The sequence below is a fragment of the Achromobacter semiaridum genome, assembly GCF_053543755.1.
The window spans coordinates 14,797-33,665 of record NZ_JBLVOL010000059.1 but is presented as its reverse complement, the minus strand read 5'-3'; the positions used below and the strand labels follow the sequence as shown (position 1 = coordinate 33,665).

Here is an 18,869-nt window from a genome sequence, read left to right as displayed (position 1 = left end):
ATTTATACCTGAAACGCGTCCATTCGTCTGCCGCCCCCACGCCATGTCCTCGCCCTCTTTGCTTGCCCCCGCCCTTGCCTGGTCCGGTCATTTGCGCCGCCGACTGGACGCCCATCCCGACCTGGCCGCCTGGCTTGCCGATGCCGTGCAGCAGCCCGTCACGGCCGCCCGCATGGCGCACTGGCAGGCCGAGCTGGCCGGCCCCAATGCGCCGGACATCCTGCCCGTGGATACCTGCCGCATGGTGCTGCGCAAATTACGCGAACGTGTCTTCAGCGTATTGATTGTGCGCGACTTGTCCGGGCAGGCGGATCTGGAAGAAGTGGTGGGCGCGATGACCACGTTGGCGGACATCGCGGTGGCGCAAGCCTACCGCAGCGTGGCCACCGACCTGGCGGCCGTGCACGGCGTGCCGCGCGACCCGGCCTCGGGCAAGCCCCAGGAAATGCTGATTGTCGGCATGGGCAAGCTGGGCGGGTGCGAGCTGAACGTGTCCTCGGACATCGACCTGATCATGCTGTATGGCGAAGAAGGTGAAACCGATGGTCCACGCCGCATCAGCCACCACGAGTTCTACGGCCGCCTGACGCGACGCATGATGCCGGTGATTTCGGAAGTGGATGCCAACGGCCAGGTATTCCGCACGGACCTGCGTCTGCGACCCGACGGTGACGCCGGCCCGCTAGCCTGGAGCCTGGATGCGCTGGAACACTACCTGATCGGCCAGGGGCGCGAATGGGAACGTTATGCCTGGTTGAAGGCGCGCATCATGCCCGCCCAGGCTTTTGAAGGCAGCGACAGTGCCGCGCAGGCCCGCCAGCTGGAAAGCCTGCGCGTGCCGTTCGTTTATCGCAAGTACTTTGACTTTGATGCGCTGGCCGCGCTGCGCGCGCTGCGCGAACGTATTCGGCAGGATTGGCAACGTCGCGCCATGGCGCGCAACGGTATCGACAGCGCCAACAATATCAAGCTGGGTGACGGCGGCATCCGCGAGATCGAATTCGTGGTGCAGCTGGCACAACTGATACGCGGCGGTCGCATGCCCGCCCTGCAAAAGCGTGGCCTTTTGGAAGCGCTGCACGCCGAGCGCGTTGCGGGCCTGGTGCCCGAGGACGACGCGCGCAGGCTTGAAGAGGCCTACCGCTACCTGCGCCGTACCGAACACGCCTTGCAGTATCGCGAAGACGAACAAACGCACCTCCTGCCCGGCGACCCGGAACACCGAGCCGCGCTGGCCGCTGCGCTGGGCATGAGCCATGACGATTTTGAAAGCACGCTGGCCGCGCACCGCAAATTCGTTTCGCAAACGTTCCGCAACGTATTCCGCATGGTTGGCATGGGCGACGCCGAGGACACCGGCACGTCCGGCGACGCCTCCGACGACGCCGAAGAACCCGACAACGAATGCGAACTGGCCGAGCAGATCCGCCAGGCTTTCGGCGACGAGGCCCAAGATTTGTTGCGGCGTACCGAGACCCTGCTGGGCAGCCATCGCGTGCGCAGCCTGCCCGACAGCAGCCGCCGCCGCATGGAAACGCTGCTGCCCGCCGCGCTGCGCGCCGCGCGGCAGACCCCGGCACCGCTGAACGCCGCTGTGCGCCTGTTTGACCTGATCGAAAAAATTGCCCAGCGCAGCGCCTATCTGGCGCTGCTGGCCGAATACCCCGACACCCTGGCGCGCGTGGCGCGCATGGTGGCGGCCAGCCCGTGGGCGGCGCAGTACCTGACGCAGCACCCGTTGCTGCTGGATAGCCTGATTGACTGGCGCACCTTGTTCCAACCGCTGGACTTCGCGCAGATCGCACGCCAACTGACCGCCGACCTGGACGCTTGCCGGCTGCCCGATGGCTCGCCGGACATCGAACGCCAGATGAACCTGATGCGCGACGTACAGCGCCAAGCCAGCTTCCAGTTGCTGGCGCAGGATCTGGAAGGCGAACTCACGGTTGAAAAACTGGCCGACCAATTGTCGGCGCTTGCCGACCTGCTGCTGACCGAAACCATTCGTCGCGCCTGGCCGCTGGTGAACAAGCTGGAAGGCGAACCGCCCCGATTCGCGGTCATCGCGTATGGCAAGCTGGGCGGCAAGGAACTCGGTTATGCATCCGACCTGGACCTGGTGTTTCTGTTCGACGATCCGCGCGAGGACGCCGCCGAGGTCTATGCCAAGCTGGGCCGTCGCATGACGTCGTGGCTGTCAACGATGACCTCGTCGGGCCGGCTGTATGAAGTGGACCTGCGCCTGCGGCCCGATGGTGACGCCGGGCTGCTGGCCGTTTCCATGGAAGCGTTCGAGCAATATCAGCACAAGCATGCCTGGGCCTGGGAACACCAGGCGTTGACCCGCGCGCGCTTTGCCGCCGGGGATGCCAACGTGGGCGCCCGTTTCGAAGCCATCCGCGAAGCGATCCTGGTGCAGCCGCGCGACCCCGCTGCGCTGCGCGACGAAGTGCTGGCGATGCGCGAGAAAATCAACGCCGGCCATCCCAACACCAGCCAGCAGTTTGATTTGAAACACGACCGCGGCGGCATGGTCGACGTGGAATTCGTGACGCAGTACCTGGTGCTTTGCTATGCGGGAACGCACCCGGTGTTTGTGAAGAACCTGGGCAACATCACGCTGTTGCGCCTGGCGGGCGAAGCCGGGCTAATCGCGCCCGAGCTGGCCGCGCGCGCGGCAGACGCCTACCGCACCTTGCGCCGCGTGCAGCACCAGCTGCGCATGCAGGGCGTGGAAAAGGCGCGCGTGGGGCCGGATCAACTGGTGGAGGAACGCACGGCGGTGCGCGAGCTGTGGGACTCGGTTATGGCGCCGATGTCGGGGCCGATGTCGGGCTCAAAGACGGGGGCACAGCCGGGGTGACGTCCGGGGTTACAGCCTGGGCGCCCCTAAGTGATAGCCCCGTGATAGCCGCGTGAGGGTCGCGTGATGGCCGCGTGATGGCCCCGGTCTTGGCCCGAGCGCCGGCCGGGCACGGCAACTCGCGGTAAAATAAGGCGTTTTTCGTCTTTTTCCCGTGCACGCCATGTCCGAACTCGTCCGCCCCAAGCTTGACCTTCCCGCCGGCCGTAGCAAAGTGCTGATGCACTCGTGCTGCGCGCCCTGTTCTGGCGAGGTCATGGAAGCCATGACGGCTTCCGGCATCGACTACGCGATCTACTTCTACAACCCGAACATCCATCCGGTAAAAGAGTACGAGATCCGCAAGCAGGAGAACATTCGCTTTGCCGAGCAGCACGGCATCGAATTCATCGACGCCGACTACGACATGGATAACTGGTTTGACCGCGTCAAGGGCATGGAAGACGCCCCCGAGCGCGGCGAACGCTGCACCGCCTGCTTCGACATGCGCTTTGAGCGCACAGCCCTGTATGCACACGAGCACGGCTTTGACACCATCACCAGCTCGTTGGGCATTTCGCGCTGGAAAGACATGAACCAGATCAACGGCTGCGGCGAACGCGCCGCCGCCCGCTACGACGACCTGATCTACTGGACCTACAACTGGCGCAAAGGCGGCGGTTCGGCCCGCATGATCGAAATCAGCAAGCGCGAGAACTTCTATCAGCAGGAATATTGCGGCTGCGTGTATTCGCTGCGCGATACCAACCGCCATCGCCGCGCGCAAGGGCGCGACCGCATTCACATCGGCGTGAAGTTCTACGGCAAAGAAGACCTGATCAACGAAGAGCAGCTGTAAATACCGGCCGCGCCTTGCGCCATCGGCCCCTGCCTTCTACCGTCGGCTCTGCCTTTCAACGCCCTTCCCGCCGATATTCTGACGGCGACGCGCCGAAGCGCTTGCGGAAAGCGTGGCTGAAGCGGGCCGCATCTGAAAACCCAAAGCGATACGCGATATCACCGATCTGCCGCGCCGCCTGCGAGGCATCGCGCAGCACGTCGCGGCTACGTTCCAGCCTGGCGCCAAGAATGAACTCTGCCGGCGTCGTCGACGCCAGCGCGAACAGGTTGTACAGATAGCGGCGCGACATCCGAAACACCGCCGCCGTCGAGACCGGCGACAGATTCGGATCGTGCAGATTTTCCATGATGTACTGCTGAACGCGCCGCAATTGCGCCTGCTTGACCCCTACCTGGTCTTGATCGACCTGCCCGCCCGTCCGCTCGCTGATATCCAGCCCCATCATTTGCAGCACCGCGTTGGCGGCGTCGCGCGCGGCGCTTTCCGATAGATGGGCGTGTTCGTTCAGCGCCACCCGCAGCAGATCCATCGCCATGCGGCCGCAGCCTTGCCGCGCGCTAAAGCTGCGCGCCACCGCGTTTTGCATGTGTGGCTGCCAGGTCTGGGCATGCTTGCCCGGCACCTGCATCACCAGGAAATGAGCGCCCTCATCAACGTCAACCTCGTAGGGGCGCGTGGTGTCGTAGATGCTCCATTCACCCGGCGTCAGCAAGGCGTTGCGGCTGGATTGGCGAATTTCGCTGCGCCCCGACAATTGCAGCGTGACTTTGTAGCCGGCCTGCTCGGACTGGCCCGCCAGCAGCTTGCTGCGGCGCACGCGCTGCGCGCTGCTGCGCAATTCGCTGACGTGCATCCAGCCCAGCGAATCCACCGCCACGCTATTGCAAAAACGCGCGGAAGATACCGCCGATACTTCCAAGGGTACGAAGGTGCTGCTGATGCTTTCCTGCCAGCTGGCGCAATCCAGAAAATGACGGGGCGTGCTGCGCAACAAGGACGATGACATGGCGACTCCGGCGTCTGGAAACGGCGTGCCTTTTGTGCCTGGATCGGCCAGCTCCGTGGCACAGCTACAGCGTTCGGTGGATGGATGCTGCCTCTTTCTAGCACCACGTCTGACGGGCGAGTATCGGTGACAACCCCTAAAAATTGTCCGGACTAGGGCTTTCTGTCGCTACCGTAAGAATAATCAGACAAGGTGAACCCCCTTAACGCCAACGCCTTGGCCAGCTCATGCCGAACGGGCACCACATCGTCATAGCGGCGCGGCCGTGCAGCCGCCACTTCCGCTTCGTTATAGGGAACAAAATCCGCCGGCAACTGGGCCGGGCTGAATTCGGTCAGCACCCAGTTCAGCACGTCGGCAAGTTCGGCATGACTTAGCTGCGAATGCGCGGCGCCCGGCACTCGGACCAGATACTCGCGCCCGGCGGGCAAATGCACGAATGCCCCCACCGATTGCCGAAAATCGGGAATGCCGTGCGGGTTGCTGCCACGACCGTCCACGCGATGGCAACCCGCGCATTGCAGGACGTAGTCGGCCCTGGCGGTTTGCCGCAGGCGGTCGGCCGGGGGGGTATCGCCCTGGGCCGCCGCCTGCCCGAAAACAAACAGGGCGAAGGCGGTCGCCCAGCACCGCCTTCGCATGCGCGCGTTGCCGCCCTGCCTCATGGTTTGGCCGGCGCCTTCGGTTGCGGTTTGGCCATGCCCACGATTACCGAGGTTGTGCAGTGAAAGATTGAGGACTCATTTGACATGCACCAGTTCACGTCGTTGTGCAGGAACATCTGATAGCCCGGACGCTCGCGCTCGGCGGCCGCGCACATGCACTTGCCGCAAGCCGTCTTGCCGCAGCAGTCGTTGTAGCTGATGAGATAGTCCTTGCCGTCCAGCGGGTTATGGCAGGTGCCCACCCACGACACGGCGGACGGCGAGGTGCCGGGCGGGCACGATGTCATGCTGCCGCCGCAGCACGAACATAAAAACCCGTCCACCGCGCAGTAGCCCCAGTAATCGCAAGCCGTGTCGTCCGTTTGCGGCTTTTTCCCGGCGGCAGGCGCCGAGCGGGCAACCGGCAGCACCGGCACCAGAAACGCGGTGCCGACCAGCAGCTTGCCGATGCGATTCAACACGCTGCGCCGCGACGTGGCGTGCGCGACCGAGCGCGTGGCGCGCTCTCCCAATTTATCCAGCCAGTGCATTGCGGCTCTCCTTGCGGGAAATCTGGGTTTCGTTCAGCGTGCCCGCCGCCAGGAATTCCTGTACCGACGCCACGCCAAGTTCCTTGGCCGTGAACAGGCTTTCGAGTTGCTCGCGGGAGTTGATCAGCCCCTTGGCGCGCAGGATGCCGGTTTCGTCCAGCAGCACCGCGTAAGGCAGCTTGCTGATCTGGAACTTCATGCCCAGTTCGGTGGACAACACGTAGGGGAATCGTTCCAGACCGGCCTGCTTGTAGAACGCAAGATGCTTGGGCATCTCGCCATCGCTGGCCAGCACAATGCGCAACCACGCGCTTTCCGTCGCTGCAACCGATTTCAGGATGGGCAACAGCTTCTTGCACACCGGGCAGGTGGGCGACAGAAAGAACAGCAGCTGACTGTGTTGGCCGCGTTCGCCGATGGTGATGCGGCGGCCCAGCAGATCGGCCAAGGCAAAGTGTGGCGCGGGCTCGCCCACGGCGGGGCCCTTGTCCATCGTCAGCGCCCCCATCGGCGCCACGCGTTCGTACAGCACGCCGATCTGGCGCGACAGGGCCAGGATGACGAGCACCAGGCACAGCACCACGCCCCACAACAGGAAATTGGAAATGATCAAGGCATCCATATGAAACTCCTTCAAAGGTTCCGTAGCTTGAGATGCGAGGCCAACAGGTGATTGGCGGTGAAGTACAGGCCCACGGCGGTCATTGCCAAGCCGAACACGGCGGCGGCGTCCGCCCATTGCAGGCCGCGCGCGTGCCCCTCCAGCGATGCCAGCGCCGGCAGCGTCCATAGCGCTAGCGCGCCGTTGCGCAGCACCAGCCACCATGTCAGGCCGCCGTGCGCCCCGCCCGGCGCCTTGGCAACCGGCCCCGAACATCCGCAGTCGATATCCCGGTGCCCGCGCGCCAGGTTGATCGCCAGCGCCAGCGTCGCCACGGCCAGCACGCCCAAGGCCAGCGCGGCGCCGAGCGGCTGGCGCCCCGGTATCAGCAACAACGCGCCCGCCGCGATCTCGGCAAGCACGTAGCCTCGTGCAAACGCGCCGACAAGGCGGGCCGGCAGCAGGTCGTAACCGGAGACGGCCGCTGTGAACGCTGTCAGGTCCTTGATCTTTTCAAGCGCGCCCAACAGCAGCACACATGCCAGCGCGGCGCTGGCGCCGTAGAACAACACGGGATTATTCATGGCGTGCTCCGGACGGGTTGCGGCTCGACCTGCACCGCGGTTTCGCCCGCAGCCTGAATGGTGGTCTTGAAAACCGGCGCCGTCGGCGCGGCGTCGAACACGCCGACATTGCTGCCGTCGATGGTGAACAGCCGGGGCTTGTCGTCCTGCGATACCGACATCGACACCGCGCCCTTGCCCGGCACGCGCGCGATGCGCTTGCGCGATTCCAAGTCATACACCCAGATTTCCGCAGCGGGCGCCTTGTGCGTGCCTTCCGCTCCGTTGGGATGCATGCCCACGTACAGCCGCTTCAGCGCGCGGTTCACAGCCAGCATGTTGTAGCCGCCGGGCCGCCAGCCGCGATCTTTGCCGGTGGCGTCCAGCAGGGACCATGGCGCACCAAACTGCACGTCCTTGCCGCTGAAGTCGGCGGTGTAGACGTTGCCGTTGAAAGATACGAAGTAGAAGGTGTCGCCCAGGTTTTCTGTGTGCGTGAAGATGGGATCCTTTTCCACGTCGAACATCGGCTTGCTGCGCTGCTGGGTCGCGGGCTTGCCCGCGGCGTCCAGGTCGATGGTCAACAGCGCGCCATCACCGCAGATGGTGGTGAAGCTACGCGGGCGGGACGGCAACGGGATGACGCTCCAGCACCCCGCCGCCGCCGTGATTTCGTCGGCGAACTGACGCGTCTTCAGGTCGACCACGGTGACCGACGTAGCCGGCGTGGCGTTCTGCACCAACAGCAGTTCACCGTCCGTGGTCTGGCGCAGATAATTGCGGTAATTCAGCGCTTGCGCCCGCTTGTTCGGAATCGGCACTTCGTACTTCGGGGTCAACGTTTCGGCGTCCCATGCTTCGATGACGTCGGTGCGCTTGCCGCGATTAAGCCGCTCGTAATAGGACGTCATGACGTAGATGTCCTGGCCGTTGGCCGATACCGTCATGTGGCCGTTGAACGAGGTGGGCACCAGGCCCAGGAATTTGCCGGTGTCGCCGTCGTAGACGTTGATGCGGCTGTCGACCATATGGTTGAAGGCCACGTCCATGACGTAAAGGCGGTGTGCGTTGGCCGAGGGCAAGCGGGTGCCGCCCTTCAGCTCTTCTATGGGCAGGTCGGCCCAGGCTAGGCCCGTGACGCTGACCAAGGCCGCGCACAGCGCCCATCGGCCCACCCGCGACGCCCGTGATCTGGCTTGAGGCGCAATCATCGATATTCTCCTGGTGTCATGATCCGATTCCCTAGAAGGCGTAGACGTAGCGCAGTTGAACGCCGCGCATCCTAGGCCCGTTCTCGACCTTGAGGTCGTGGATGTACTGCATCTGAATCTGGTTGGCGTCGTTGATCTGGTGGGTCAGTTCAGCGGCCAGTTGGTGATTGCGCGCGCGGGTCGCCACGGTTTCGCCTGACGACGTTTCTCGTCCGCCCGTTTCGTAGCGGTAGCGGATGCCGGTGTAGGTGTCGGGCGTCAGGTTGGTGGAGGCCAACGCAAAGAAGCGGAACGACGGGTCCTTTTTCAGCGTCTGGCCGTACCAGTCGGTATTGCGGCCGTAAATTTCCACTTCGGCGATCGCCTCCAGAAACGTGGATTCCCCTACGCCCTGGACGAAGGAAAAGTCCTGGATGGTGGACCAGCGGTTCTTGCCGGGCGACACGTCGGGTCGCGAGCCGTCGTAGCGCCCTACCGGGGCCACCACGAACGGTTCCCAGGCGAACCAGGTCTTGGTCTGCTCGTTGTTGTAGAGCCAGATGGCCGAGCCCAGCGTGACGTCGCCGATGCCGGTTTGGTGATCGCCCGGCACGCCAGGCAGGTCCAGCGACGTGCGAGTCATCGGAATGATGAACTCCAGTTGCACCGTCTTGCCGTAGAAATCCCGGTAGTGCATCTGGCGATAGACCAGCGCGTTGACGTCGACTGACGCCCCTTGCACGCGTTTGCCTTCCGAATACAAGCCGGACGAGCGCAAGCCGGCCAGGTAGCCCGCCACGATGTTGGTGCCCACCGGCGCCGGGATCCAGTCGCGCGCGCTGGGGTCGCCCGCCCACGCCGGCTGCGTTGCGCCCGCCCATGCCAGCATCAACGCGGCGCCCGCGCGGATGTGGCGGTATGTCATGCCTGCCATCCCATACCCCTTGGTCTGTTCTAGTACGCAATGCAAACCGACTTCTTCTCCAGATACATCTCAATCACGGCCCTGCCATGTTCGCGGCCGACGCCTGATTGCTTGAACCCGCCAAACGGCATGTTGGGATCCAGCATGTTGTGCGTGTTGACCCACACCGTGCCCGCATTGATTTGCGGGATCAGGCGCTGCACGCGCGTCAGGTCGTTGCTCCAGATGCTGGCGCCCAGTCCGAATGCGCTGTCGTTGGCCAGACGCACCGCGTCATCCAGCGTGTCGAACGATTGCGCCACGACGACGGGCCCGAAGATCTCTTCCTGGGCGATGCGCGCTTGTTGCGGCACATCGGCGAACACGGTGGGACGCACGAAGTAGCCGTCGCCATCGTCCGCCGCCCCCCCGGCCAGCACCCGCCCGCCTTCGGCCCGGCCGATACCGATGTAGTCCAAGACACGCTGCTGATGGCGCGCCGAAATCAGCGGACCGATCTGCGTGGCGGGGTCAAAGCCCGACCCCAGCGTCATGCCGGCGGCCACGTCGGCCAGCCCCTGCACCACTCTGTCATACAGACCGCGTTGCACATACAGGCGTGAACCCGCCGTGCAGACCTGGCCTTGGTTGAAGAAGATGGCGGCGGCGGCGCCTTGCACGGCGCGGTCCACGTCGCAGTCATCCAGGACGATGACGGGGGACTTGCCGCCAAGCTCCAGCGACACGCGCTTCATGTCGTCCATGGCGGCCCGCCCGATCAGCTTGCCGACTTCGGTAGAGCCGGTGAAAGCGATTTTGTCGATACCCGGATGCGCAACCAGCGCCGCGCCGGCAGTCTCGCCGCGACCGGTGATCACATTGACGACACCGGGCGGAAAGCCGGCCTGAAGCACCAATTCGGCCAGCCGCAACGCGGTCAGCGGGGTTTCCTCGGCGGGCTTCAGCACCACGGTGCAGCCGGTGGCCAGGGCGGGCGCGATCTTCCACACCGCCATCAACAAGGGAAAATTCCACGGAATGATGGCGCCGACCACCCCAACGGGCTGCACCAGCGTGTAGGCGCTGTAGTGCACGCCGGGCGGAAACGGAATCGACAACGACAGGGTGTCGCCCGTGATCTTGGTGGCCCATCCAGCCATGTAGCGCAGCCACTGTGCGCCCGCGCCCACTTCCAGGCCCTGCGCAATGCCCAGCAGCTTGCCGTTGTTCAACGTCTCCAACCGGGCCAGTTCGGTGCCGTGCTGTTCAAGCAGGTCGGCCAGCTTCAGCAGCAGCCGTTCGCGGCCGGCGGGCAGCATGTCGCGCCACGGACCCGAGGCGAAGGCGCGTCGCGCCGCTTGCACCGCCAGATCCACCTGGGCGGGACCGGCATCGGGCTGGTGGGCGATGACGCGGCCGGTGGCCGGGTCATACACGGGGATCGGCTGGCCCTGCCCTTCGTGTACCGGCTGCCCGTCTATCAGCATGAATTCCCGGATGGCGGCCAGCTCCGGGCGGTCGCCGGTGGCGGTGTCGGTGGCGCTGCTGCGAGCTGAAGACATCTGAAAGCTCCAACGAAAAGTGTGGAGCCAGAATAGCAACGGCATTGCGCGCAGGCTTGTCGGGCCGTGCATGGGGATTTGTCATTCTGCGCACGGCGCGCGGCAGCAAAAAGGGCCGGGCAAGCCGCGCATTGCGCGCCTTGCCCGGCCCTGGTTCAGCCGGCTACGGCCTGATCCGGCCCGAGGGCCGGCAGCCGATTGTGGCGGATCAGTCCAGCATCAGCACGGTGGCGCCGGTGGTCTTGCGCGAGGCCAGCGCGGTCTGCGCTTCGCCCGCTTGCTCCAGCGAATAGCGCTGGTCGATGCGCACCTTGATCTTCTTCTTCAAGACCAGGTCAAACACTTCTTCCGAAGCAGCTTGCAGCTTTTCCAGCGTATTCACATGCACGCCCAGCGACGGACGCGTCACGTACAGGCTGCCCTTCTGGTTCAGCACGGCCAGGTTGACGCCGGCGACCGGACCGGACGCGTTGCCGAAGCTGACCATCAAGCCGCGCGGCTCGATGCAGTCCAGTGAGGTTTCCCAGGTGTCCTTGCCCACGCCGTCGTACACAACCGGCACTTTCTTGCCCTTGGTCAATTCCAGCACGCGCTCGGCGACGTTTTCGCGCGAGTAGTCGATGGTTTCCCAGGCGCCGTTGGCGCGGGCCAGTTCGGCCTTTTCCGGGCTGGAGACGGTGCCGATCAGCTTCACGCCCAGGGCCTTGGCCCATTGGCAGGCGATCAGGCCCACGCCGCCGGCGGCCGCGTGGAACAGAATGGTCTCACCGCCTTGCAGGCGATAGGTCTGGCGGAACAGGTATTGCACCGTCAAGCCCTTGAGCATCAGCGCGGCGGCCTCGTCAAAGCCGATGCCCTTGGGCACCTTCACGACTTGGTTGGCGGGCACATTGCGTGCCTGCGCGTACGCGCCGATGGGGCTTTGGCCGTACGCGACGCGGTCGCCCTTTTTCAGGTGCTTGACGTCGGCGCCCACGGCGGTGACGACGCCCGCGGCTTCGAAGCCCAGGCCATGCGGCAGCGGATGGGGGTACAGGCCCGTACGGAAATAAATGTCGATGAAGTTCAGGCCAGCGGCGTGCTGCTCGATCGTGACTTCATTGGCGGCCGGCGCCGGCACTTCCACCTCAACCAGCTTCAGGACTTCGGGACCACCGTGTTGCTCGATACGAATTGCCTTGACGAGATTGCTGGCCATGCCGGCCTCCTTTAAATGAAAGTGATGCGAATAAATCAAGAAAACCAGACTTCAACGCGGCGGCTGGGCCTCGCGCGGGGCAACCGGTGCCGCTTTGCCGGCGCCACCGCCCATCAATGCGAATACCCCGGTCAACACCAGCGCCGTACCCGCCATCTGCCACAAGGTGATGGGCTCGTCCAGGAACCAGGAGGCCAGGAACAGTACCGACACCGGCCCCATCATGCCCAGCAATGAGGCCGTCGGCGCGCCGATCAGCGATACCGCCCACATCAGCATGAACACCGGCACCACCGTGTTCAAGGTGGCGTGAATAACGGAATATCCATATACACCCGCCGGCTGGATCAACATTGACGGCGGGTGGATCACAAAGAACTGGATGATGCAGGCGATGCACGACACCAGCATGGCGTAGGCCACCAGACGCGTCGGCCCGACCCGTTTGATCAGTTCGCCGGAACAAATCAGGTACACAGAATAGCTTGCCGCCGAGCCAAAAACGAACAAAGACCCTAACAGCACCTCGTTGCCGGCGCCAAAGGACAGGTCGTGGGCAAACACCAGCACCACGCCCGTATAAGACAGCACCATGGCCAGCCACTGCCGGCGCTCGATGGGGCGCTTGAACCAGAACGCGGACAGCAGCACCACCAGCGATGGCGACAGAAACAGGATCAAGCGTTCAAGGCTGGCGGTGATATAGCGCAGCCCCAGAAAGTCCAGGAAACTGGACAGGTAATAGCCCAGCAGGCCCAGCACAATGACCTGCACGCGTTCCTTCGGGGTCATGACGACGATCTCGCCCCGGGCGGCGCGGCGCGACTGATACCACGCCACCGCCGCGAAGAACGGCATCGCGAACAGCATGCGAAACGCGATCAGCGTAACGGCGTCAATCCCATAGCGATAGGTGAACTTGACGACAATCGCCTTCGCGGAAAACAGCACCGCGCCAAGCATCGCCATGAGGATTCCGGCCGCGCGACCGGACGGGCTATAGAGCGGCAAAAGCTTGGCAATACGATTCATGCGATGATTTTAGATTCAGTGCAAGCCGATTTGCACGCCCCAACATCGCTTTTTGGCATCGACACCCCACGCATGACCCGACAACACGCTCTGACGAACATCCATATTGCCGCCGTGCTATTCGGCCTGACCGGCGTTTTCGGGGAGTTGATACAAGCCAGCGCCGCCGTCATCACGCTGGGCCGCGCTTTCTTCGCGGTGATTTCGTTGGGGGTCTTTGCCCGGCTGCGCGGCAAGCCGTTGCTGGGTGTGCTGACCCCCGCGCAACTTTTCGTGCTGGTGCTGGCCGGCGCGCTGCTGGCGGCGCACTGGGTCACGTTCTTCATTGCGGTCAAGGTCGGCGGCATCGCCATCGCCACGCTGGGCTTTGCCAGCTTCCCGGCCTTCATCACGCTGTTCGAAGGCCTGCTGTTTCGCGAACGCATCCGCGCCGGCGAATGGATGCTGCTGGCTCTGGTCACGGCCGGCCTGATCCTGGTCACTCCGTCTTTCGACCTGGCGGACCAGGGCACGATCGGCCTGGCCTGGGGCTTGTTGTCCGGCCTGACGTTTGCGCTGCTTGCCCTGAGCAACCGCCGCTCTGCATCCGGCATGGACCCGATGCAGGTGGCCTGCTGGCAAAACGTGGTGGTGGCGCTGGTGATGGTGCCGTTTGCCGTGGGCCAGCTGCCGGCGTTGCCGGCGGTGGACTGGTTCTGGCTGGCCTTGCTGGGCGTGTTCTGCACCGGGCTGTCGCACTACCTGTTTGTTTCCAGCCTGACACGGTTGAACGCGCGCACGGCGGGCTTGGTAATAGCGCTGGAACCCGTTTATGCCATTGCCTTCGCATGGGCGTTGTTCAGCCAGGAACCCACGCTTCGGATGATGGCGGGCGCGGCCCTGATCGTGGCGGCAATCGTCTGGTCGGGCCTGCGCAAAGGCGCGCCCGAGGCTCAGAATCCGCCGAATTCGCAGCCTTGACAATAACTGACTAGGCAGTAAAATTCGGCCCATGAATGCCGAAACTGCCCCGCCCGCCGCCGATTCCCCCGTCCATTACCGCAGCGATCACCGCTGCATGGGGGAAGAGAACGCCGGCTACCTCATCAAGCTGGTCTATCACTCGCTGACCCGAATGCTGGACCAGGAAATGGCTCCGCTTGACCTGACCGCGATGCAATGGCGTCCGCTGGCCATGGTCTTCCTGGGGCGCGCCGACACCCCGGCCGAACTGGCCCGCCTGAACGACATGGACACCGGCGCCATGACCCGCGCGCTTGACCGGCTGGAGGCAAAGGGCCTGCTGCGGCGTAACCGCAGCCAGCAGGACCGCCGAGTCGTGAAGATTGAATTGACCGAACTGGGCGAAGCCAAGGCCCGCGAAATCGCGCCCAACATCGCCCGTTCGCTCAATCATCACTTGCGCGGTTTTTCGGCCGACGAAGTGACGCAGCTGATGCATTTCCTGCGGCGCATGATCGCCAACGGCTCGGCCTCGGGCACGGCGCCGGAACGGTGACGCCGCTTGCCCCCGTTGCTTGCCCCCGGGATCCGGGTTTTTATTTGGCATAATGTTTGCCTAGGCAAATACAGATTAATCAATTACTTTCAGCAAACAGTCAGGATGAAACGCCTTCTTTCTACCGTATTGGTGCTGGCACTTAGCGGCTGCGCACTGATGGAACCCGGGCCCGAACCCGTTGTAGCGCTGGATGCGGCCAAACTGGGGCTGACGGCTCACGACACGGCCTGGCCCAACACGCAATGGTGGCAACGCTACGGCGACAGCCAGCTCAACGCCCTGATGGACGAAGCGCTGGCAAACAGCCCCTCTATGAGCGCCGCCCAAGCGCGGCTGGCCAAGGCCAACGCCGCTGTCAGCTCGGCCCGCGCCCCGCTGATGCCCCGCGTGGACGCCGACTACTCCCTGAATCGCGAACATTTGTCGGCCGACTACATCTACCCGGCCCCGCTGGGTGGCACCGTCGTCAGCGACAACCGGCTGGCGCTGGATTTCAGCTATGAACTGGATTTCTGGGGCAAGAACCGGTCGCGCCTGAAGTCGGCTGTGTCGGAACGCGAAGCCGCCACCGCCGACGCCCAGGCCGCGCGCAACATGCTTGCCAGCGCCACCGTGCGTGCGTACCTGAACCTGCAAAACGCCTTTGCCCAACGCGACGTGCTCAAGCGCGTAATCGCGCAGCGCGCCGACGTCTTGTCCCTGACCCAAGGCCGCTATGGCGCCGGGCTTGACACGCAGGTGGAAGTGAAACAGGCCGAGTCCTCGCTGGCGGCCGGCAACGTTGAACTGACGCAGACGGAAACCACGCTGGCGCAGTTGCGCAACCAGGTCGCGGCGCTGGCCGGCGCCGGGCCGCAGCGCGGGCAGTCGCTGGTTGCGGTGGACCTGACCGCCCCGGCGGGCGTCGTGCCCACCGCCATCCCGCTGGACCTGCTGGGCCACCGGCCCGACGTCGTGGCCTCGCGCTGGCGCGCCGAAGCCGCGCGCAGCGCCATCGACACCGCCAAGGCCGAGTTCTACCCCAACGTCAACTTGACGGCATTCGCGGGCTTTCAGGCATTGGGCACGGGCAACCTGCTGGGCGCTGCCGCGCGCACTGCCGGCTTCGGCCCGGCCGTCACGTTGCCGATCTTCCACGGTGGCGAATTGAACGCGAACCTGGCCGGCCGCCGCGCCGACGCGGACCTTGCCGTGTCCGACTACAACCAGGCCGTGCTGGACGCCGTGCATCAAGTGGCCGACGCGCTGGACGGGCTGCGGCTGCTGGAACAGGAACGCGCCCAACAGCGCCAGGCCCGCGAGGCCATCGAAGCCGCGTACGACCTGGCCGTGAACCGCTACAAGGCGGGGCTGGGCAACTACATCACCGTGCTGATCGCGCAAACCGGCGTGCTGACGCAGGCACGCATGGATACCGATCTGCGTATCCGCGCCTACCAGCTTGACGCCAATCTTGCCAATGCGCTGGGCGGCGGCTACACCCCGCCCGCCCCCACGGACACCGCGCAAGCCGCGCAGGCCGCCCCGGCCACGAACCCCATTCATTGAACGATCCTCGGATTCAGACGTCATGAACGCTGCCACCCCCACCGCCAATCCCGCCCGCAAACGCCTCTTGCTGCTGGCCTCCGGCGTCTTCATTCTTATCGCCATCGCCTATGCCATCTGGTGGTTCCTGTTTGGCGCCCACTTTGAAAGCACCGACGACGCCTACGTGCACGGCAACCTGGTGCAGATTACGCCGCAAGTGCCCGGCACTGTGATCGCTATCGAGGCCGACGACACCGAAACCGTCGCAGCCGGCCAGCCCCTGGTGCGCCTGGACCCCGCCGACACCGACGTAGCCCTGCAACAGGCGCAGGCCAAGCTGGCGCAGATGGTGCGCCAGGTTCGCACTTACTACGTGCAGAACGATGCGCTGGCCGCCGACGTCGACCTGCGCAATGCCGACATCCTGCGCGCCCAGGCCGAACTGACCCGCGCGCAAAGCGACGTCACCCGTCGCCAGCAACTGGCCAAGTCCGGCGGCGTCAGCGGTGAAGAAATCCTGCACGCCGAAGCCGCGCTGAAGTCGGCGCAGTCGGGTCTGGCCCAGGCCCGCGCCGCGCTGGCCGCCTCGCGCGCCAAGCTGGCCACCAACCAGGCGCTGACGCAAGGCACGACCGTTGCCAATCACCCCGACGTGCTGCAAGCCGCCGCGGGCTTGCGCAACGCGTGGCTGGCCCAGTCGCGTACGGTGCTGCCCGCGCCGGTAGGTGGCGTCATTGCCCGCCGCAGCGCGCAGGTGGGCCAGCGCGTGGCCCCAGGCACCGCGCTGATGACCGTGGTGCCGCTGGACCAGGTCTGGGTGGAAGCCAACTTCAAGGAAGGCCAGTTGCGCAAGATGCGCATCGGCCAGCCGGTCAAGATGGTGGCCGACCTTTACGGCAGCTCGGTGGTCTATCACGGCAAGGTGGCCGGTTTGGATGCCGGTACCGGCAGCGCCTTCGCGCTCTTGCCCGCCCAGAACGCCACGGGCAACTGGATCAAGGTGGTGCAGCGCGTGCCCGTACGCATCCTGCTTGACCCTGAAGACCTGAAGACGCATCCGTTGCGCGTCGGCCTGTCGATGGACGTGGAAGTGGACGTGGGCCAACAGGACGGCGAAGCGCTGACGCAAGCCGTGCGCAATGAGCCCGCCTGGTCCACGCGCGCCTTCGAACCGGCGCACGACGACGTCGACGCCATGATCAAGAAAATCATCGACGACAACCTCGCATCATGAGCACGACCGCCCAGCCCGCGGGCGCTGGCGCGCCCCCCATCGAACCCGCCCGCCCGCCGGGCACCCACCCGCCCCTGGAAGGCGCGGCCCGCATCATCGGGTCCATCGCGCTGTCCACGGCGGTGTTCATGAACGTGCTGGACACGTCGATTGCGAACGTGTCCATCCCGACGATTTCGGGCGACCTGGGCGTGAGCACCAGTCAGGGCACCTGGGTCATTACCTCGTTCGCGGTGGCCAACGCCATCACGGTGCCCTTGACCGGGTGGCTGACTCAGCGTTTCGGCCAGGTGCGCCTGTTCCTGATTTCGACGCTGCTGTTCGTGCTGGCCTCGTGGCTGTGCGGCTTTGCGCCGTCGCTGGAAGCGCTGATCGCGTTTCGCGTGTTGCAGGGCGCGGTGGCAGGGCCGATGATCCCGCTGTCACAAACGCTGATGCTTGCCAGCTTCCCCAAGTCCAAGGCGGGCATGGCGCTGGCGGTGTGGTCCATGACCACGCTGGTGGCTCCCGTGGCCGGGCCCTTGCTGGGGGGATGGATTTCCGACAACTACACCTGGCCGTGGATCTTCTATATCAACGTTCCCGTGGGCTTGCTGGCGGCGTGGATCAGCTGGCGCATCTACGGCAATCGCGAATCGGTCACCCGCAAGCTTCCCATCGACAAGCTCGGCCTGGTGTTGCTGGTGGTCTGGGTGGGCGCGCTGCAAATCATGCTGGACAAGGGCAAGGAACTGGACTGGTTCGCCAGCCCCACCATCATCGCGCTGGCGGCGACGGCCTTTGTGGCGTTCGTGTTCTTCCTGATCTGGGAATTGACGGACGCGCATCCGGTAGTGGACCTGCGCCTGTTCAAGGTCCGCAATTTCACGGTGGGCGCACTGACGTTGGCGGTGGCCTACGGCGTGTTCTTCGGCAATGTGGTGCTGCTGCCGCTGTGGCTGCAAAGCAATATGGGCTACACCGCCACCTACGCCGGCCTGGTGACCGCGCCGGTGGGCTTGCTGGCCATCTTGCTGACCCCTATCGTGGGCAAGATGCTGGCCACGCGCGACCCGCGCCAGATCGTGACCGTGGCATTCCTGATCTTCGCGCTGGTGTGCTTCATGCGGTCCGGTTTCAACACGCAGACCGACGTGCGCACGCTGATGCTGCCGACCATCATCCAGGGCGCGGCGATGGCGGCGTTCTTCGTGCCGCTGACGTCCATCACGCTGTCCAGCATCGAGCCGTGGCGCATCCCCGCCGCGTCGGGCCTGTCGAACTTCCTGCGGCTGACGGCAGGCGCGTTCGGTACGTCGATCGCCACCACGCTGTGGGAAAATCGCGCCACCATGCACCACTCGCAGCTGACCGAAATTGCCAAGCCCGGTCAGCAGGCTTTCGATCAGACGGTCAACACGCTGCAGAACGGGCTGGGCGTATCGCATCAGCAGGCCTTGAGCATGGTTGACGGCCTGATCAACGCGCAGGCCTTCACGATGTCGGCGGTGGACGTGTTCTATGCGTCGGCCGTCATCTTCCTGATGCTGACGGGCCTGGTCTGGTTTGCTCGCCCGCGCTCGTCCAAGGCCGGCGACGGCGGCGCAGCGGAAGCGGCGGCAGGCGCGCACTGAGGCCGCGCCGGGCGTTTGGTTGAACGAAAAGGGGGG

At 64.8% G+C, this 18,869-nt stretch carries 17 protein-coding genes; 7 read left to right on the top strand and 10 right to left on the bottom strand.

Annotated features, from left to right (window positions below):
* The first annotated feature begins 43 nt into the window (after positions 1-43).
* Positions 44-2,863, top strand: a complete 2,820-nt coding sequence (gene glnE, locus ACNPP0_RS16790; protein WP_448706506.1) for a bifunctional [glutamate--ammonia ligase]-adenylyl-L-tyrosine phosphorylase/[glutamate--ammonia-ligase] adenylyltransferase — start codon at positions 44-46, stop codon at positions 2,861-2,863.
* A 163-nt stretch (positions 2,864-3,026) separates the two neighbouring features.
* Positions 3,027-3,701, top strand: a complete 675-nt coding sequence (locus tag ACNPP0_RS16785; RefSeq protein WP_006218530.1) for an epoxyqueuosine reductase QueH — start codon at positions 3,027-3,029, stop codon at positions 3,699-3,701.
* A gap of 55 nt (positions 3,702-3,756) precedes the next feature.
* Here the strand turns inward: ACNPP0_RS16785 and ACNPP0_RS16780 are convergent, their stop codons facing one another.
* The 10 genes from ACNPP0_RS16780 to ACNPP0_RS16735 all read right to left on the bottom strand — a co-directional run bounded on the left by ACNPP0_RS16780 (position 3,757) and on the right by ACNPP0_RS16735 (position 12,955).
* A complete protein-coding gene (locus ACNPP0_RS16780) occupies positions 3,757-4,710 on the bottom strand; it encodes an AraC-like ligand-binding domain-containing protein (RefSeq protein WP_332613408.1) in 954 nt (317 codons plus the stop codon).
* A 152-nt stretch (positions 4,711-4,862) separates the two neighbouring features.
* On the bottom strand, positions 4,863-5,351 hold the full coding sequence (locus tag ACNPP0_RS16775) for a c-type cytochrome (protein ID WP_332613409.1): 489 nt from the start codon (positions 5,349-5,351) through the stop codon (positions 4,863-4,865).
* A gap of 20 nt (positions 5,352-5,371) precedes the next feature.
* On the bottom strand, positions 5,372-5,905 hold the full coding sequence (locus ACNPP0_RS16770) for a methylamine dehydrogenase light chain (protein ID WP_448706505.1): 534 nt from the start codon (positions 5,903-5,905) through the stop codon (positions 5,372-5,374).
* Positions 5,889-6,527 (bottom strand): methylamine dehydrogenase accessory protein MauD, encoded by a 639-nt coding sequence (gene mauD / locus ACNPP0_RS16765; protein ID WP_448706504.1) that lies wholly within the window; start codon positions 6,525-6,527, stop codon positions 5,889-5,891. The genes ACNPP0_RS16770 and mauD overlap by 17 nt, the downstream gene beginning before the upstream one ends.
* Before the next feature lie 11 nt (positions 6,528-6,538).
* Positions 6,539-7,090 (bottom strand): MauE/DoxX family redox-associated membrane protein, encoded by a 552-nt coding sequence (locus tag ACNPP0_RS16760; protein ID WP_448706503.1) that lies wholly within the window; start codon positions 7,088-7,090, stop codon positions 6,539-6,541.
* Positions 7,087-8,280 (bottom strand): amine dehydrogenase large subunit, encoded by a 1,194-nt coding sequence (locus ACNPP0_RS16755; RefSeq protein ID WP_448706502.1) that lies wholly within the window; start codon positions 8,278-8,280, stop codon positions 7,087-7,089. The genes ACNPP0_RS16760 and ACNPP0_RS16755 overlap by 4 nt, the downstream gene beginning before the upstream one ends.
* Positions 8,281-8,311: 31 nt before the next feature.
* Positions 8,312-9,193 (bottom strand): transporter, encoded by an 882-nt coding sequence (locus tag ACNPP0_RS16750; RefSeq protein WP_448706501.1) that lies wholly within the window; start codon positions 9,191-9,193, stop codon positions 8,312-8,314.
* Between the two features lie 20 nt (positions 9,194-9,213).
* Entirely contained in the window at positions 9,214-10,725 is a 1,512-nt protein-coding gene (gene styD, locus ACNPP0_RS16745) for a phenylacetaldehyde dehydrogenase StyD (protein ID WP_448706500.1), read from the bottom strand.
* Positions 10,726-10,933: 208 nt separating this feature from the next.
* Positions 10,934-11,923, bottom strand: a complete 990-nt coding sequence (locus ACNPP0_RS16740; protein ID WP_332613416.1) for a quinone oxidoreductase family protein — start codon at positions 11,921-11,923, stop codon at positions 10,934-10,936.
* Between the two features lie 51 nt (positions 11,924-11,974).
* Positions 11,975-12,955, bottom strand: coding sequence for a DMT family transporter (locus ACNPP0_RS16735; RefSeq protein WP_332613417.1), 981 nt, complete (start codon positions 12,953-12,955; stop codon positions 11,975-11,977).
* A gap of 72 nt (positions 12,956-13,027) precedes the next feature.
* Here ACNPP0_RS16735 and ACNPP0_RS16730 point away from each other — a divergent pair, with 72 nt between their 5' ends.
* The 5 genes from ACNPP0_RS16730 (at position 13,028) to ACNPP0_RS16710 (ending at position 18,833) form a co-directional block, all read left to right on the top strand.
* Positions 13,028-13,915, top strand: a complete 888-nt coding sequence (locus ACNPP0_RS16730) for a DMT family transporter (protein ID WP_448706499.1) — start codon at positions 13,028-13,030, stop codon at positions 13,913-13,915.
* A gap of 31 nt (positions 13,916-13,946) precedes the next feature.
* On the top strand, positions 13,947-14,453 hold the full coding sequence (locus ACNPP0_RS16725) for a MarR family winged helix-turn-helix transcriptional regulator (protein ID WP_082134389.1): 507 nt from the start codon (positions 13,947-13,949) through the stop codon (positions 14,451-14,453).
* A gap of 105 nt (positions 14,454-14,558) precedes the next feature.
* Entirely contained in the window at positions 14,559-16,004 is a 1,446-nt protein-coding gene (locus ACNPP0_RS16720) for an efflux transporter outer membrane subunit (protein ID WP_332613419.1), read from the top strand.
* A gap of 22 nt (positions 16,005-16,026) precedes the next feature.
* Positions 16,027-17,220, top strand: a complete 1,194-nt coding sequence (locus tag ACNPP0_RS16715) for an HlyD family secretion protein (RefSeq protein ID WP_046803730.1) — start codon at positions 16,027-16,029, stop codon at positions 17,218-17,220.
* Complete coding sequence (locus ACNPP0_RS16710) at positions 17,217-18,833, top strand: DHA2 family efflux MFS transporter permease subunit (RefSeq protein ID WP_314359942.1); 1,617 nt, start codon at positions 17,217-17,219, stop codon at positions 18,831-18,833. Before ACNPP0_RS16715 ends, ACNPP0_RS16710 begins: the two co-directional genes overlap by 4 nt.
* The last annotated feature ends 36 nt before the right edge of the window (positions 18,834-18,869 follow it).

What these genes read in the sequence shown, in the direction of transcription:
- glnE (WP_448706506.1), top strand. Translation starts at nt 44, where the DNA reads ATGTCCTCGCCCTCTTTGCTTGCCCCCGCCCTTGCCTGGTCCGGTCAT.
- ACNPP0_RS16785 (WP_006218530.1), top strand. Translation starts at nt 3,027, where the DNA reads ATGTCCGAACTCGTCCGCCCCAAGCTTGACCTTCCCGCCGGCCGTAGC.
- ACNPP0_RS16780 (WP_332613408.1), bottom strand. Translation starts at nt 4,710, where the DNA reads ATGTCATCGTCCTTGTTGCGCAGCACGCCCCGTCATTTTCTGGATTGC.
- ACNPP0_RS16775 (WP_332613409.1), bottom strand. Translation starts at nt 5,351, where the DNA reads ATGCGAAGGCGGTGCTGGGCGACCGCCTTCGCCCTGTTTGTTTTCGGG.
- ACNPP0_RS16770 (WP_448706505.1), bottom strand. Translation starts at nt 5,905, where the DNA reads ATGCACTGGCTGGATAAATTGGGAGAGCGCGCCACGCGCTCGGTCGCG.
- mauD (WP_448706504.1), bottom strand. Translation starts at nt 6,527, where the DNA reads ATGGATGCCTTGATCATTTCCAATTTCCTGTTGTGGGGCGTGGTGCTG.
- ACNPP0_RS16760 (WP_448706503.1), bottom strand. Translation starts at nt 7,090, where the DNA reads ATGAATAATCCCGTGTTGTTCTACGGCGCCAGCGCCGCGCTGGCATGT.
- ACNPP0_RS16755 (WP_448706502.1), bottom strand. Translation starts at nt 8,280, where the DNA reads ATGATTGCGCCTCAAGCCAGATCACGGGCGTCGCGGGTGGGCCGATGG.
- ACNPP0_RS16750 (WP_448706501.1), bottom strand. Translation starts at nt 9,193, where the DNA reads ATGGCAGGCATGACATACCGCCACATCCGCGCGGGCGCCGCGTTGATG.
- styD (WP_448706500.1), bottom strand. Translation starts at nt 10,725, where the DNA reads ATGTCTTCAGCTCGCAGCAGCGCCACCGACACCGCCACCGGCGACCGC.
- ACNPP0_RS16740 (WP_332613416.1), bottom strand. Translation starts at nt 11,923, where the DNA reads ATGGCCAGCAATCTCGTCAAGGCAATTCGTATCGAGCAACACGGTGGT.
- ACNPP0_RS16735 (WP_332613417.1), bottom strand. Translation starts at nt 12,955, where the DNA reads ATGAATCGTATTGCCAAGCTTTTGCCGCTCTATAGCCCGTCCGGTCGC.
- ACNPP0_RS16730 (WP_448706499.1), top strand. Translation starts at nt 13,028, where the DNA reads ATGACCCGACAACACGCTCTGACGAACATCCATATTGCCGCCGTGCTA.
- ACNPP0_RS16725 (WP_082134389.1), top strand. Translation starts at nt 13,947, where the DNA reads ATGAATGCCGAAACTGCCCCGCCCGCCGCCGATTCCCCCGTCCATTAC.
- ACNPP0_RS16720 (WP_332613419.1), top strand. Translation starts at nt 14,559, where the DNA reads ATGAAACGCCTTCTTTCTACCGTATTGGTGCTGGCACTTAGCGGCTGC.
- ACNPP0_RS16715 (WP_046803730.1), top strand. Translation starts at nt 16,027, where the DNA reads ATGAACGCTGCCACCCCCACCGCCAATCCCGCCCGCAAACGCCTCTTG.
- ACNPP0_RS16710 (WP_314359942.1), top strand. Translation starts at nt 17,217, where the DNA reads ATGAGCACGACCGCCCAGCCCGCGGGCGCTGGCGCGCCCCCCATCGAA.